The 16,479-nt window shown below is 58.7% G+C and carries 9 protein-coding genes; 5 read left to right on the forward strand and 4 right to left on the reverse strand.

All coding sequences use genetic code 11. The features are described from left to right. The first annotated feature begins 256 nt into the window (after positions 1–256). Positions 257–4,579: a DEAD/DEAH box helicase gene (locus ACWKWM_RS24190; RefSeq protein WP_483848567.1), complete on the forward strand. Its 4,323-nt coding sequence runs from the start codon at positions 257–259 to the stop codon at positions 4,577–4,579. 132 nt (positions 4,580–4,711) lie between these two features. On the opposite strand, the gene ACWKWM_RS24195 is transcribed toward ACWKWM_RS24190, so the two are convergent. Continuing rightward, the gene (locus tag ACWKWM_RS24195; RefSeq protein ID WP_483848582.1) at positions 4,712–6,859 is read right to left on the reverse strand and encodes a mechanosensitive ion channel family protein; all 2,148 of its coding nucleotides are present in this window, start codon (positions 6,857–6,859) and stop codon (positions 4,712–4,714) included. Between the two features lie 247 nt (positions 6,860–7,106). Here ACWKWM_RS24195 and ACWKWM_RS24200 point away from each other — a divergent pair, with 247 nt between their 5' ends. The 3 genes from ACWKWM_RS24200 (at position 7,107) to ACWKWM_RS24210 (ending at position 10,737) form a co-directional block, all read left to right on the forward strand. Then, a complete protein-coding gene (locus ACWKWM_RS24200; RefSeq protein ID WP_483848568.1) occupies positions 7,107–9,461 on the forward strand; it encodes an FdhF/YdeP family oxidoreductase in 2,355 nt (784 codons plus the stop codon). Between the two features lie 165 nt (positions 9,462–9,626). Beyond that, a complete protein-coding gene (locus ACWKWM_RS24205; protein WP_483848583.1) occupies positions 9,627–10,211 on the forward strand; it encodes a TetR/AcrR family transcriptional regulator in 585 nt (194 codons plus the stop codon). A 46-nt stretch (positions 10,212–10,257) separates the two neighbouring features. Then, positions 10,258–10,737 (forward strand): nuclear transport factor 2 family protein, encoded by a 480-nt coding sequence (locus ACWKWM_RS24210; protein ID WP_483848569.1) that lies wholly within the window; start codon positions 10,258–10,260, stop codon positions 10,735–10,737. A 91-nt stretch (positions 10,738–10,828) separates the two neighbouring features. Here ACWKWM_RS24210 and ACWKWM_RS24215 read toward each other — a convergent pair whose 3' ends face one another. Beyond that, on the reverse strand, positions 10,829–11,386 hold the full coding sequence (locus ACWKWM_RS24215) for a single-stranded DNA-binding protein (RefSeq protein WP_483848570.1): 558 nt from the start codon (positions 11,384–11,386) through the stop codon (positions 10,829–10,831). Between the two features lie 9 nt (positions 11,387–11,395). Then, a complete protein-coding gene (locus tag ACWKWM_RS24220; protein ID WP_483848571.1) occupies positions 11,396–12,790 on the reverse strand; it encodes an MFS transporter in 1,395 nt (464 codons plus the stop codon). 190 nt (positions 12,791–12,980) lie between these two features. Between ACWKWM_RS24220 and uvrA the strand changes: the two genes are divergently transcribed. Then, a complete protein-coding gene (uvrA, locus tag ACWKWM_RS24225) occupies positions 12,981–15,815 on the forward strand; it encodes an excinuclease ABC subunit UvrA (RefSeq protein ID WP_483848572.1) in 2,835 nt (944 codons plus the stop codon). 72 nt (positions 15,816–15,887) lie between these two features. On the opposite strand, the gene bfr is transcribed toward uvrA, so the two are convergent. After that, complete coding sequence (bfr, locus tag ACWKWM_RS24230) at positions 15,888–16,352, reverse strand: bacterioferritin (RefSeq protein ID WP_483848573.1); 465 nt, start codon at positions 16,350–16,352, stop codon at positions 15,888–15,890. Positions 16,353–16,479: the final 127 nt, after the last annotated feature.

The following is a 16,479-nucleotide window of genomic DNA, read 5'->3' on the forward strand; positions in this document are numbered from 1 at the left end:
TGAAAACCGCCCGCAAACATAACACGTCATGTGTTTTCTCCCAACAGTCACCGGCTGCCCAGCGAACGCCTTCACCAACGGCCGTTGCGATAATCCTGTGGGAGCGGACCTGTCCGCGAAGGCAGTCACTCAGGCGATAAAGCTGTGTTGAATGTACTGACCTCTTCGCGGACAGGCCCGCTCCCACAGGTTTGCTGCTCGCCCCGCCGATCACCGGCGCTTGCATCTGCAGCACGGCGCCCTCATAAATCCGGACATGAACCTACCCCAGACGCTTGCCCCGGTGCTCAGCGATTTTCACCCTGCTGTCAGCGCCTGGTTTGGCAGTACTTTCCCGGCGGTTACGCCCGCTCAGGCCCAGGCGTGGCCGTTGATCAAGCAGCGCCGGTCAACACTGATCGCAGCGCCCACCGGCTCAGGCAAGACTCTGACGGCGTTTCTTGCCGTGATCGATGATCTGGTTCACAAGGGCCTGGAGCTGGGCGGCGAACTGCCGGATCAGACATTCGTGGTCTACGTTTCTCCGCTCAAGGCGCTGTCCAACGACATCCAGATCAACCTGCAAAATCCGCTCACGGGTATCACCGATCATCTGTCGCGTCTGGGGCTGCCGGAACTGCGCATCAGCACCGCCGTGCGCACCGGGGATACGCCGCAGAAAGACCGCACCTCAATGCGCAAAACTGCGCCGCACATTCTGGTCACCACTCCGGAATCGCTTTACGTGCTGCTGGGCTCTGACTCAGGCCGGCGCATGTTGTCGAGTACCGAGACGGTCATCGTCGATGAAATCCACGCCATCGCCGCCAGCAAACGCGGAAGTCATCTGGCTTTGAGCCTGGAGCGTTTGCAGGCGCTATGCAGCACGCCGTTGTTACGCATCGGCCTTTCCGCAACGCAAAAACCCATTGAGCGCGTATCGCGTTTTCTGGTCGGCAGCGATCCGGTGAAACGCCCCTGCGCTATTGTCGACATCGGCCACGCTCGCCCTCGGGATCTGGCAATCGAAGTCCCGCCAGTGGCGCTGACCGCGATCATGGCCAATGACGTGTGGGAACTGGTCTACGACCGCCTCGCCGACCTCGCCCGTAAACACCGCACCACCCTGATCTTCGTCAACACCCGGCGCATGGCTGAACGCATGGCCCGCCACCTGAGCGAACGCCTTGGAAAACAGGCCGTGGCGGCGCATCACGGCAGCCTGGCCAAAGAGCAACGACTGGACGCCGAACAGCGGCTCAAGCGTGGCGACTTGCAGGTGCTGATCGCCACCGCGTCGCTGGAATTGGGCATTGATATCGGTGATGTGGATCTGGTCTGCCAGATCGGCTCGCCACGTTCGATTGCCTCGTTTCTGCAGCGCGTCGGTCGCTCGGGGCATCAGGTAGGCGGCACGCCCAAAGGCCGTCTGTTCGCGACGTCCCGCGATGATCTAATTGAATGCACCGCATTGCTCGACTGCGTGCGCCGGGGCGAACTGGACACGCTGCTGATCCCCACCGCGCCGCTGGACGTGCTGGCGCAACAGATCATCGCCGAGGTCAGTTGTCAGGAATGGGAAGAGCGGGCGCTGCTGGACATGTTTCGGCAAGCCTCGCCTTACGCCAACGTCAATGAAGAACATTATCAGGCGCTGCTGCGCATGCTGGCCGAGGGTTATACCGGACGCCAAGGCGTGCGCAGCGCTTATCTGCACCGCGACGCAATCACCCGAACCTTGCGCGGGCGTCGCGGCAGCAAGCTGACAGCCGTCACCAGCGGCGGGACGATTCCGGACAACGCCGACTACAGCGTAATGCTCGAACCTCAGGCGCTGAACATCGGCACGGTCAACGAAGACTTTGCCGTTGAAAGTCTGGCTGGTGACATCTTTCAGCTGGGCAATACGTCCTACCGCATCCTGCGCATCGAGGCCGGTCGCGTGCGGGTCGAGGACGCCCAAGGCATGCCGCCGAATATTCCGTTCTGGCTCGGCGAAGCTCCGGGGCGCAGCGCTGAATTGTCGTTCGCCGTCGCGCGCCTGCAAGAACATCTGGACGAGTTGCTCACCGCCCACCCCGGCGAATTGTCGCGGTGCATGGAATGGCTGATGGACACCCTCGGTCTGGATTACGCCAGCGCCGATCAGATTGTCGAATATCTGGCGCGTGCTCACTCGGTGCTGGGCGCCCTGCCCTCACAAAACACACTGGTGATGGAGCGTTTTTTCGACGAATCAGGCGGTACGCAATTGGTGATTCACACGCCGTTTGGCAGTCGCATCAATCGCGCCTGGGGCCTGGCGCTGCGCAAGCGTTTCTGCCGCACCTTCAATTTCGAGCTGCAAGCCGCCGCCAGTGAAGACGCCATCGTCTTGTCGCTGTCCACCAGCCACAGCTTCACGCTGGATGAAGTGTGGCGTTATCTGAATTCCAATACTGCCGAGCATTTACTGATTCAAGCCGTGCTTGAAGCCCCGCTATTTGGCGTGCGTTGGCGCTGGAACGCTGGGGTTGCGCTGGCGCTGCCGCGTTATACCGGCGGGCGCAAGGTCGCGCCGCAATTACAGCGCATGAAGAGCGAAGACCTCATCGCCACGGTGTTCCCCGATCAGATCGCCTGTCTCGAAAACCTGGTGGGTGAGCGCGAAGTACCCGAGCATCCGCTGGTGGAGCAAACTCTGGACGATTGCCTTCACGAAGCGATGGACGCCGAAGGCTGGCTCGCATTGCTGCGGCGCATGGAAAGGGGCGAAGTGCGGCTTATCAGTCGCGACCTGCCAGCACCTTCGCCGTTGGCGGCAGAAATACTCAGCGCCCGGCCCTATGCGTTCCTTGATGACGCGCCACTGGAAGAACGCCGAACCCAAGCGGTATTGAATCGGCGCTGGAGTGATCCGCAATCTTCGGACGATCTGGGCGCGCTGGATGCCGACGCTATCAGCGCAGTTGGCGAGGAAGCCTGGCCGCAGCCGCAAAACCCGGACGAAATGCACGAAGCGCTGATGACGCTGGGTTGTATCAGCGGCGCAGAGGCTCGCGCACAGCCTAACTGGATGAAGTGGCTGGAAACCCTGGCCACAGCCGGTCGTGCAACCCGATTGCAGGTCGATCCCGAGCACGGGATGTGGATTCCACTGGAACGCCTGACATGCCTTCAAGCACTTTATCCAACGGCAGAAATGCACCCACCGCTGGCCGCACTCGCGGGCTTCAACGACGCTTGGGATGAAGAAGACGCTGGCGTCGAGATTGTTCGCGCACGCATGAGCGGCTTCGGACCCTTGACGCTGTCAGCCATAGCCGAACCGTTGGCAATGGCTGACAACCAGATCGCTCAGGCGCTGGCAAACCTGGAGGCCGAAGGCTACGTGCTGCGAGGCCGTTTCAGCCTCGGCGCCAGCGATGATCAATGGTGCGAGCGGCATTTGCTGTCACGCATTCATCGCTACACGGTCAAGCGTCTGCGCCGGGAAATCGAGCCGGTGTCGTTGCAGGACTTCATGCGTTTTCTGTTCGATTGGCAGCATTTGTCCAGCGCGACGCAAAGCCAGGGCAAGGCCGCGCTGCCGGAAGTGCTCGATCAGTTGGAAGGTTTTTCCGCCGCTGCGGGTTCATGGGACAGCGATATTTTGCCCGCGCGTTTGAAGGACTATTCGCAAAGCTGGCTCGATGACATTTGCCGGTCGGGCAAAGTGGTGTGGATGCGTTTGGCTGCACGCAACAAAGTCGGCGCCGCTGCACTGCGCAGTACGCCGATTGTGTTGCTGCCGCGCTCACAAGTGAGTGTGTGGAGCGGGCTGACCGAGCAATCCGCGCCCACCGAATTGTCGTTGCGCGCGCAGAAGGTTCACGAAACGCTGACCTTGCACGGGGCGATGTTTTTCGATGAGTTGACGTCCGAGGCCCATTTGCTGCGTACGGAACTGGAGAATGCGCTGCAGGAGTTGGTCGGCGCCGGGCTGGTCAACGCCGACAGTTTCGCTGGCTTACGCGCCCTGATTACGCCCGCCAGCAAGCGCTCGGCGCACACCAGTCGGCGTAATCGCGGGGCGTTCATCGGCGGCATGGACGATGCCGGACGCTGGGCGCTGTTGCGTCGGGGTTCGGCGCCAGCCGTAGCTGATTCGAAACGTACGCCGCCCACCGACCCAGCGACACTGGAACATATCGCCATGACATTGCTGCGTCGCTACGGCGTGGTGTTCTGGCGGGTGCTGGAGCGCGAGGCCGACTGGCTGCCAAGTTGGCGCGAGTTGCTGAGGACGTTTCATCGGCTTGAAGCGCGCGGGGAGATTCGTGGCGGACGCTTCATCAGCGGTCTGGCGGGCGAGCAATTCGCTTTGCCAGAGGCAATTCCATTGCTGCGCGAGATTCGCAAGCGACCGCTGGACGGCAGCGTGATCAGCATTAGCGGCACTGACCCACTCAATCTGGTCGGGACGCTGTTACCGGGTGCGAAAGTGCCAGCGTTAGGGGGCAATCGATTGGTGTATCGGGACGGGATTGCGGCGGCGGCAGTGATTGCGGGCAAGCCGATGTATTGGCTGGAACTTGATGCGTTGGCGACCGCGCAGGTCAGGGATCGGTTGTTGCGGTGATGCTAAGTCCGAGAGCCATGCTAGCCCTGTTGGAGCGAGGCTTGCCCGCGAAGCTACCGCCTCCGTTTGCCTGACGCTCCGCATGGGCAGCTTCGCGGGCAAGCCACGCTCCAACGCCTGCGGCAGAAGCTTTCATACCGGGGTTTCGGAGCCGTCCTTGTTGACCAGGGTCGCCTTGCCCGGTGCAGGTTGTCGGTCGGCGCCCTCTTCCTGTATCTGCGGCACAGACCCATTGTGCGGGCTCATCACCACTTGTGGATAAGTTTGCGCAAAGCGCACATCGCTGGACTTATCCACAAGCCGCTTGAGCCGGTCATTGAACGCGCGACTCACCGCATATTGCCCACCGGATGAAGTGCGGAACTGCGCGGTAATCACGATCCCGTTCATGTCCATCCGATCCAGCCCGAACACTTCCAGCGGCCCTTGCAGCTTGCCCTTGAGCAGCAAATCGTCGCTGATCGACTGCCCCGCTTCACGAATCAACGAAGTCGCCGAGTCAACGTCCGAGTCGTAAGTGAACTGGAACGAGAAGAACGCGTATGCAAACTGACGAGACTGGTTGGTGACCGCTTTGATCTGCCCGAACGGCACCGAATGCACGAAGCCCTTGCCGTCGCGCAAACGCAGCGTGCGAATGGTCAGGCTCTCGACCGTACCTGCGTGGCCGGAATCGAGCACCACCCAGTCGCCAATCGAAATGGTGTCCTCGATGATAATGAACAAGCCCGTGATCACATCCTGAACCAATTGCTGCGAACCGAAACCAATCGCCAGACCGACCACACCGGCACCGGCCAGTAGCGGGGCGACGTTGATACCCAGGTTGGCCATGGTAGTAATCGCACAAATCACCACCAGTACGATTTTGATCGCGTTACGCAACAGCGGGAGGATGGTTTTGACTCGAGTGCTCGGTTGCCGGGATGAACGACTGTTGACCGGAGGTTTCAGGGCTTCCTGAATCGCAGTGTCCATCACTACCCACAGCAGCCACGTCACCAGAAAGATCAAACCAATACTGCTCAGTGAGTCGCTGATCACTTTTCCCAAGGCATTACGCTGGGCAAATTCGAACAGTGAAAAGCCCCAGATCCGACCCAGCGGTTCGATGAAGCCGATGGCCAGGCCGATGCGCATCAACGCGTGCAGCAAACTCAACAGCCGCTCCTTGTAAGCATGCTCGACCCGCGCGTCGGTGGGCTTGAACATGTGCTGGAACAGCGTGCTGAGAAACACCGTCGAGATCAGCAAAACGGTGGTCAGTAACGCGCAACGCAGGGCCTTCTGGCTGTCTTCGCCAGCGCCGATCAGGTTGACCGCCGACACCAGAATCATCAGCAGAATCGGCCAGTGCCAAAGGCTGGAGAAAATCTTCAGCGTCTCTTGTAGCGCAGGCCGCGCCATGCGACTGGCCAAAGGACGGTTGCGAATCAGGTGCGCAACGGGGCGCCGCACTCGAAGTATCAGCATGCAAAACACCGCCGAAGCAAATAGCCCGGTGAATACCGCGATGCTGGTGGTGACGTTGCTGCCGATTTGCCGGGCAATTTGCGGGCTGGTCAGGGCGTCGCTGAGTGCCGCGAGAAAGCCCACGACAAACAATTGTTTTGGGCTAAGGCGCCGGATCAAACGCACAGCCGGACGTTTGTGACCGCTGTTGAACAGCACAATCACGCTCAAAATAATCGAGGTGGAAAAGATACCGCTGCTGGTGGAGTACGCCAGGCACAGTGCCAGCGCGCGTCCGGCCGACAATTGCAGGAAGTGGCTGACGTAGAGCGTGAGCGGCAGGCTGATCATCGCTGGAATCGTGAACGGGACCAGGTAACCCAACACGCCTCGAACCCGCTCGCGCTTGAGCAGATAACGGTGCCGGCTGACCCTGGCGACGATGAATTTGCCCAACAGGTGCAACAGCGCAAAGGCACTGATCCAGGCTGCGGACAAAATCGCGAAGTCGCCTGCGACGCTCAATTTGCTACGCGGAGACGGCTTGTTGACCAGCTTGTCCAGCTCGTCCGCCGCACGGTCAGCCCGCAAGCGCCAAGAGTCGAACAGATCGTCGTCGAGATTGAGCTTGTCCTGGACGTCATCGATGCTGGAGCTGATGGCGCCGAGCAATCCTCCCTGAAGCAGGATCTCAGGCTTTTCAGGTTCAGCGGCAGGGGCAGGATCGGCGGATGCGGCGGCCGGCGTGGAAGCGGGCGCTGCGGCGGCGGGAGCATCGGCGGCCTGTAAATTGAAACTGCCGATGAAAAAAACGATGCACAGCAACATGGCGGTTTTGAAGTTCGACAAAACGCTGATCACTCCTCACTCGCAGGATGGTGGATGACAGGGAACAGGGATAAAACCCACAGAAACTGATCGGTTTTCATCCAGCAAGTTCGGTTTTTGGCTGAGATCGGCCCGGTAATATTTACTCACTGAACCGAAATAAAATGTAACGAACCTTTGACCAGCCGCTTCGTCACAGCTTTAAGCGGGCCTGTTCCGGGCGCCCGCGCTCCCGAGACCGATGCTCATGACACTCATTTTTCCTAAGGCTCATTTTCGTCCCTACACGTCGGCCTCCGGTGGTTGGGGTTCGGCCAAATCGGTGATGGAGATCCTCTGGCGCGAGCAAACCCTGACGCGCTCGGCGCTACCGCTGGTGAAACAGAACAAACATGGCGGCTTCGCTTGCGTGAGTTGCGCCTGGGCCAAGCCGGGCAAGCCCCATCACCTGGAGTTCTGCGAAAACGGCGCCAAGGCCACGGCCTGGGAGCTGACGTCGCTGAAGACCAGCCCGGCGTTCTTTGAGAAGTACTCGGTAAGCGAGCTGTTGCAGTGGTCCGACTACGACCTTGAACAGCACGGTCGTCTGACCCATCCATTGCGCTACGACCCCGCTACCGATCATTACCGCGAGACCACCTGGACCGAAGCCTGGCATGACATCGGCGCGCAGCTTCGAGCGCTTGAACCCGACAGCGTGGCGTTTTACGCCTCAGGTCGCGCATCGCTGGAAACATCGTTCATGTACCAGCTGTTTGCACGGGCCTATGGCACCAATAATTTGCCGGACAGTTCGAACATGTGTCACGAAAGCACATCGGTCGGCCTGCAGGCCAGCATCGGCGTACCGGTGGGCACTGTCACGCTGGACGATTTCGAGCACACCGACTGCATTCTGTTTTTCGGGCAAAACGTGGGCAGCAATAGCCCGCGCATGCTGCATCCGCTTCAGGAAGCCCGGAAGCGCAATGTGCCGATTATCACGTTCAATCCGATCCGCGAGCGCGGCCTTGAGCGCTTCGTCAATCCGCAATCGCCAGTGGAAATGCTCGGGCCGGATTCGACGATCATCAGCACTCAATATCATCAGTTGGCAATCGGCGGCGACACAGCGGCCGTCATGGGCATCGCTAAGGCGTTGTTTGAAATGGACAGGGCGGCGCTGGTCAAAGGCGAGCCGGCGATTATCGACCAGACATTCATCGCTGAACACACAGAGGGCTTTTCCGGCTTCCTGACAGCGGTCATGGGTACGTCGTGGGAATCGATCGAGCTCACGGCAGGATTGAGCCGCAGCGCGCTGGAAGCAGCTGCGACCGTTTACGCTCAGCATGATCGCGTGATGCTGGTTTACGGGATGGGCATCACCCAACACCGTTTGGGTGTTCAAAGCGTGCAGATGTTGGTCAACCTGCTTTTGCTGCGCGGCAACATTGGCAAACTGGGCGCTGGGATTTGTCCGGTGCGTGGGCACTCGAACGTCCAGGGACAACGCACGGTCGGGATCACTGAAGACCCGAAAAAAGTGCCTGTGGATAAGATCCACGCCCTTTACGGGTTTCATGTGCCGGAGAAGAAGGGCCGCAATACCGTGGAAGTCTGCGAAGGCATTCTCGATGGCAGCGTGCGAGGCTTCATCGGTTTGGGTGGGAATTTTCTAAGGGCCATACCGGATACATCGCGCATGGAACCGGCATGGGCAGATTTGCAGCTCAATGTTCAGATCGCGACCAAGCTCAATCGCACTCACCTGGTGACCGGGAAAAACGCTTGGCTACTTCCCTGCCTGGGCCATATCGAACGGGACCTGCAAAACGGTATCGAGCAGGTTTACAGTACGGAAGACAGCACGGGATGCGTTCATGGCTGGCGCGGGCAAAGCGAGCCCATCAGTGCCGAGGCGCGCTCTGAGACGGCGATTCTCGCCGGCTTGGCTCAAGCGACTTTATCTGGCGTGGAGCGGATCGACTGGGAGGCGTGGCGCAGCGATTACGCGCTGATCCGCCAGGGCATCGCTCAGGTTTATCCGGAGATTTTTCACGATATGGAAACTCGCATGTGGGAGCCCGGTGGCTTTCATCGGCCCTTGCCCGCCGCCAAACGCGAATGGAAAACCGAAAGCGGCCGCGCGCAGTTCATTACGCCCAAATCTCTCGACGTCGACCCTGATGTGTTCCCGGATCACGACCGACGCAACGTGCTGCAGTTGATGACGATCCGGAGCAACGATCAGTTCAATACGACGATCTACGGCTATGAGGATCGCTTTCGCGGGGTGAGCGGGACGCGCAGCGTGATATTCATGAACCGCAATGATGTGGTTCGGCTGGGTTTCAAAGCGGGAGATTGGGTCAATGTCACGACGGCCATCGAACCAGAAATCAAGCGTCAGGTAGGGCCGTTGCAAATCATTGCGTACGACATCCCCGAAGGTTGCAGCGCGGCTTACTACCCAGAATGCAATCCGCTTGTGCCGCTGTGGCATCACGCTGAAGGCAGCAAAGTGCCTGCGGCCAAGTCGGTGCCAGTGGTTCTGAGCCGGGCGGTTCCGAGCGCTGATGACATGAAACGCGCGTTGCCTGAAACCGATCAGGTGCGCTGAATCACGCTTCGTAGGAGCGCGCTCGCGAAAGCGTTTGACCTGCGCCAGAAATTGGCACTGACAGACCTGATTCGCGGGCAAGCGCGCTCCTAGATATCTGCACGAATCCTGCGCGTCTGAATAATCTGCTTGACCGAGGAGAACGATCGTTCTACCTTTCCACCCATGACGAACACAACCCTAGACACCCGCGACAAAATTCTCGCCACGGCCGAGCAATTGATTTATCAAAACGGCATCCACGCGACCGGCATGGACCTTTTGGTAAAAACCTCCGGCGTGGCACGCAAGAGCATCTACCGCTATTTCGCCACCAAAGACGAGGTGGCAGCGGCGGCCTTAAATGTGCGCGACGTACGCTGGATGGCGTGGTTCAGCAGCGAGGCCAATAAAGCCGCGACGCCCGAAGCCCGCGTTCTGGGGATGTTTGACGTGCTCACAGGCTGGTTTGAATCCGAAGAATTTCGCGGCTGTGCGTTCATTAATACAGCAGGCGAAATCGGCGATGCCGATGATCCGATTCGCCTGATCGCGAAGCTGCATAAGCAGAAGTTGTTCGATTACGCGCTGTCGCTATGTGAACAACTGGCGATTGAGCAACCCGCAATGCTGGCTAAGCAACTGCTGATTCTGATGGATGGTGCGATCACACTCGCCCGCGTCATGGGCGATTTCAGCGCCGCCGATAGCGCCAAGGACGTTGCGCAGTTGCTGCTTGAACGAGCTTCCCCGCAGGTGCTCGCCGAATAGAAAGCATCACCTCACCGCTGACTCAATACACCCTGGAGGCTCCGCCATGTCGTCCAATGCCCAAACTCGCCCGCCACTTCCCCCTTTCACCCGAGAATCAGCCATTCAGAAGGTTCGTCTGGCCGAAGACGGATGGAACAGTCGCGATCCGGAAAAGGTCGCCCTGGCCTACACCGTCGACACCAAATGGCGTAATCGCGCCGAATTCGTTACCAATCGCGACCAAGCTCAGGCTTTTCTCGCGCGCAAGTGGAAGAAGGAGCTGGACTACCGGCTGATCAAAGAGCTGTGGGCATTCACCGATAACCGCATCGCTGTTCGCTATGCCTACGAATGGCACGACGATTCGGGAAACTGGTTTCGCTCCTACGGCAACGAAAACTGGGAGTTCGCAGAAGACGGCCTGATGGTCAACCGCTTCGCGTGCATCAACGACATGCCGATCAAAGAGTCTGAGCGCAAATTCCATTGGGCGCTGGGACGTCGCCCGGATGATCACCCGGGGTTGTCGGAGCTGGGGCTTTAATCGCGCGAGCCGAATATCAATACAAAAAGCCCCCGGCAGCTTGAACTGTCCGGGGGCTTTTCAATTCGGTTCGTAGCGATCTAGTCGGATCCTAGAACGGAATGTCGTCATCAAAGCTGTCGAAATCAGGCGCCGGCTGTGGCGACTGTTGCGGAGCTGGACGGGATTCGCGTTGTGGCTGTTGCGGCTGCGAGTTCGACTGCTGAGGCGCCGATTGCTGCGGGCGCGACTGCTGTGGACGAGGCGCGGAGTTCTGCTGATAACCGCCACCACCGCCTTGACCCTGTGGAGCGCCTTCGCCCTGAGGACGGCCGCCCAACAGTTGCATAGTACCCTGCATGTCGACGACGATTTCAGTGGTGTAGCGCTTGATACCGTCTTTTTCCCACTCGCGGGTTTGCAGCTTGCCTTCGATGTAGACCTGCGAGCCTTTGCGCAGGTATTCACCAGCGATTTCGGCGACTTTGCCGAACATCGATACGCGGTGCCATTCGGTCTTTTCGACTTTCTGACCGGTTTGCTTGTCGGTCCACTGCTCGCTTGTCGCCAGACTCAGGTTGGTCACGGCGTTACCGTTTGGCATGTAGCGAACTTCGGGATCCTGGCCACAAGTACCGACCAATATGACTTTGTTAACCCCACGGGCCATAACTTTCTCCTAGGCTTCACACGTTTGCGACGCTGGATTGACCAATTCGTCGAAAGACGCCCGATCCAACAGTTCTTTGTCAAATTTGATATAGATGGCGCCCTCTTCAAGCACCACTACTGCATCTGTTACTCCACGTACAGCCAGCAATCGCTCGGCCAGACCTGTGTCGCGTTGAGCCTCGGGCGACAGCGGCAAGCGTAGGCTTGTGACATATGGAGGTTCGCGCATGGTAACAGCAAACACTAGCCAAAGCGCTGCCAGACCCGCACCGCCGAGGAACACAACGCTCAACCCCCCGTGCTGAAACAGCCAGCCGCCGAGGATGCCGCCAACCGCCGAACCCAAGAACTGGCTGGTGGAATAAATTCCCATCGCCGTGCCCTTCCCGCCTGCCGGAGACACTTTGCTGATCAGTGACGGCAGTGACGCCTCCAGCAAATTGAAGGCGGTGAAGAACACCACCGTCCCGATGACCAGCGCCCTGAGCGTATCCCCGAACTCCCAGAAGAATAGCTCAGTGAGCATCAGCGTCGTCACGGCGCCTAGCAAAATGCGCTTCATTTGACGCTTCTTCTCGCCGTAAATGATGAACGGGATCATTGCGAAAAAGGAGATCACCAGTGCAGTCAGGTAGACCCACCAGTGTTGTTCCTTGGGCAAACCGGCTTTTTCCACCAGTGCCAACGGCAGCGCGACGAAGCTGGACATCAGCATGGCGTGCAACGCGAAGATACCTAAATCCAGACGCAGCAAGTCGGGATGGCGCAGGGTCGCGCGCAACGCCTGCTTCGCGAGGCCTGATTCGCGATGCTGCAAGGTGACGGTGGATTTGGGAACTACAAACGCGGTGATGACGATGCCGACCAACGCCATCGCCCCCGTTGCCAGGAACAAACCAGACAGCCCAAACGCGCCGGTAATGATCGGGCCCACCACCATCGCTACGGCGAATGACACACCGATGGTCATGCCGATCATCGCCATGGCCTTGGTGCGATGCTGCTCACGCGTCAGATCTGACAGCAACGCCATGACGGCAGCCGAGATGGCACCGGCACCCTGCAACACCCGGCCGGCGATCACGCCCCAGATGGAAGTCGCGTCGGCGGCCAGTAAACTGCCGATGGCGAAAACGATCAGTCCGAAATAAATCACCGGACGCCGACCAATTCGGTCGGAAATCATGCCGAACGGTATTTGCAGCACGGCCTGTGTCAGCCCGTAAGCACCGATGGCCAGGCCAATAAGTGCCGGGCTCGCGCCTGCCAGGTCCATGCCGTAGGTCGCCAGAACCGGCAACACCATGAACATGCCCAGCATCCGGAACGCGAACACCAAGGCCAGACCGCCTGCCGCGCGGGTCTCGCTGCCACTCATGCGCTCGCTGTGTGAATCGTGCATGGAAGAACCTCGTGTGAACCGGCGGCGATTCTACCAGTCCCATCGGTGTACAGCACACACGCGACGCTTTGCCGCGCGTAGATGAAGCAGTCTTCATGTGAGCCTGCGTCGCGTGATTTGATAGTGTGCATCCATCCAGTATTTGACCGTATACTCCTTCGTTTTACGACGCCCGCCGCGCGAGGCCATTTTGGACAAGATCCTGATTCGTGGGGCCCGCACCCACAACCTGAAGAATATCGACCTCACCCTGCCACGTGACAAACTGATCGTCATTACCGGGCTTTCCGGTTCTGGTAAATCGTCGCTGGCTTTTGACACGCTTTACGCCGAGGGGCAACGACGCTACGTCGAATCCCTGTCCGCGTACGCCAGACAGTTCCTGTCGATGATGGAAAAGCCCGACGTCGACACGATTGAAGGTCTGTCGCCAGCCATTTCCATCGAGCAAAAATCCACTTCTCATAACCCGCGCTCGACCGTCGGCACGATCACCGAGATCTACGACTACCTGCGCCTGCTTTATGCCCGTGTGGGTCAGCCGCGCTGCCCGGACCACGATATTCCGCTGGAAGCGCAGACAGTCAGCCAAATGGTTGACCTGGTCATGGCGCAGCCGGAAGGCAGCAAGCTGATGTTGCTGGCCCCGGTTATCCGTGAGCGCAAAGGCGAGCACCTGGCCATATTTGAAGAGCTGCGCGCGCAGGGTTTTGTGCGAGCACGGGTCAACGGCCGGCTGTGCGAACTCGATGAGCTTCCCAAGCTCGACAAGCAGAAGAAGCACTCCATTGATGTCGTCGTCGACCGTTTCAAGGTTCGGGCCGATCTGCAGCAGCGGTTGGCCGAGTCTTTCGAGACCGCGCTGAAACTGGCCGATGGCATTGCATTGGTCGCACCGATGGACGACGAGCCGGGCGAAGAGATTATCTTCTCCGCACGTTTTGCCTGTCCCATCTGCGGCCATGCCATTAGCGAACTTGAGCCAAAGCTGTTTTCGTTCAACAACCCGGCCGGCGCTTGCCCAACCTGCGACGGTCTGGGGGTTAAGCAGTTTTTTGATATCAAGCGCCTGGTCAACGGCGAACTGACATTGGCAGAGGGGGCGATTCGCGGCTGGGATCGACGAAACGTCTATTACTTCCAGATGCTCGGCTCGTTGGCCAAGCATTATGGTTTTAGCCTTGAGGTGCCGTTCAAAGAGCTGCCAGCCGACCAGCAGAAGACCCTGCTCAATGGCAGCGGCTCGCAGAACGTTGACTTCCGTTATCTCAACGACCGTGGCGACATCGTCAAGCGCGCGCACCCTTTTGAAGGCATTGTGCCGAATCTAGAGCGGCGTTATCGAGAGACCGAATCTACAACGGTGCGTGAAGAACTGGCCAAGTTCCTTAGCACTCAGCCATGCCCGGATTGCCGTGGTACGCGCCTGCGCCGGGAAGCTCGGCATGTGTGGGTCGGGGAGAAAACGCTCCCGGCCGTTACCAACATGCCAATCGGCGATGCGACTGACTATTTCGGCAAACTGAAGCTGACTGGTCGCCGAGGGGAAATTGCCGACAAGATCCTCAAGGAGATTCGTGAACGACTGCAGTTTCTGGTTAACGTCGGGCTTGATTACCTGACGCTCGACCGCAGTGCCGATACGTTGTCTGGTGGGGAGGCGCAGCGTATTCGTCTTGCCAGTCAGATTGGCGCTGGCCTGGTTGGCGTGATGTACATTCTCGATGAGCCGTCCATCGGCCTGCACCAGCGGGACAATGACCGGCTGCTGGACACTCTTCGCCATCTACGCGATATCGGCAACACGGTCATCGTGGTGGAGCACGACGAGGATGCCATTCGCATGGCTGACTACGTTGTCGACATCGGGCCGGGCGCCGGTATCCACGGCGGACATATTGTTGCTGAGGGCACTCCGGCAGAGGTCATGTCGCATCCTGACTCACTGACCGGCAAGTACCTCTCAGGCCGCGTCAAAATCGCAGTGCCTGCCAAGCGCACTCCACGCAACAAGAAACTGTCACTGAAGCTCAAGGGCGCACGCGGCAACAACCTGCGCAACGTCGATCTGGAAATCCCGATCGGCTTGCTGACGTGCGTCACGGGCGTTTCAGGCTCGGGCAAGTCGACACTCATCAACAACACGCTTTTCCCGCTCAGCGCTACGGCGCTCAACGGTGCAACGACGCTGGAAGCCTCAGCCCATGACAGCATCGATGGCCTGCAGCATCTGGACAAAGTGGTAGACATCGATCAAAGCCCGATTGGCCGCACACCGCGCTCGAATCCGGCGACGTACACAGGGCTGTTTACGCCGATTCGCGAGCTTTTCTCGGGTGTGCCTGAGTCACGCTCACGCGGGTATGGACCGGGTCGTTTCTCGTTTAACGTGAAAGGCGGTCGGTGTGAGGCTTGCCAGGGCGATGGTCTGATCAAGGTTGAAATGCACTTCTTGCCTGATATCTACGTCCCCTGTGACGTGTGCAAGAGCAAGCGCTACAACCGTGAAACTCTTGAGATCAAGTACAAGGGCAAGAACGTCCACGAAGTGCTGGAAATGACCATCGAAGAAGCGCGGACCTTCTTCGACGCCGTTCCTGCACTGGCGCGTAAGCTGCAAACGCTCATGGATGTCGGGCTGTCCTACATCAAACTTGGTCAGTCAGCCACGACGTTGTCCGGTGGTGAAGCGCAGCGGGTCAAGCTGTCTCGTGAGCTCTCCAAACGAGATACCGGCAAAACCCTGTATATCCTTGATGAGCCAACCACCGGGCTGCATTTCGCGGATATTCAGCAATTGCTGGACGTGCTGCATCGCCTGCGCGACCACGGCAACACTGTCGTCGTGATCGAACACAATCTGGACGTAATCAAGACAGCGGACTGGTTGGTGGACTTAGGTCCAGAAGGCGGTTCTAAAGGTGGGCAGATCATTGCCACCGGTACACCGGAGCAGGTTGCGGAGATGAAGCAATCGTACACCGGTCATTACCTAAAACCGTTGCTCGAGCGAGACCGAGCTTGAAACGCTGAGTCTGTGAAATGAAAAAGCCCCTATCGTGGAATACGCGACAGGGGCTTTTTTGTAACCAGTGAATCAGAATTGCGACTGCAGATAATTTTCCAAACCGATGGATTTGATCAACCCCAGCTGTTTCTCAAGCCAATAGGTGTGATCTTCCTCCGTATCAGCCAGCTGAATGCGCAAAATCTCGCGACTGACGTAATCCCTGTGCAGCTCGCAGAGCTCAATACCTTTGCAGAGTGCGGCACGCACTTTGTATTCCAAGCGTAGATCGCTGGCGAGCATCTCAGGCACCGTCGTGCCCACATCCAAGTCATCCGGGCGCATACGGGGCGTACCTTCAAGCATCAGAATCCGGCGCATCAACGCATCAGCATGCTGTGCCTCTTCTTCCATCTCGTGATTGATACGCTCGTAAAGCTTGCCGAAACCCCAATCCTCATACATCCGTGAGTGGACGAAATATTGGTCACGCGCTGCAAGCTCACCTGTCAGCAACGTGTTGAGATAATCGATTACATCCGGGTGGCCTAGCATCGCCGCACTTCTCCTCGTGAAAGGCATAGTCTGAACCATGCAAGCGAAGAGGTCACTTCACCATAGGCAAAAAGAGGAAGAAATGTGGTGAAAATCTGACATTTGGTGTCGAAAATGCCGGCAAATG

It is taken from the genome of Pseudomonas rosaeacicularis, from assembly GCF_057128745.1.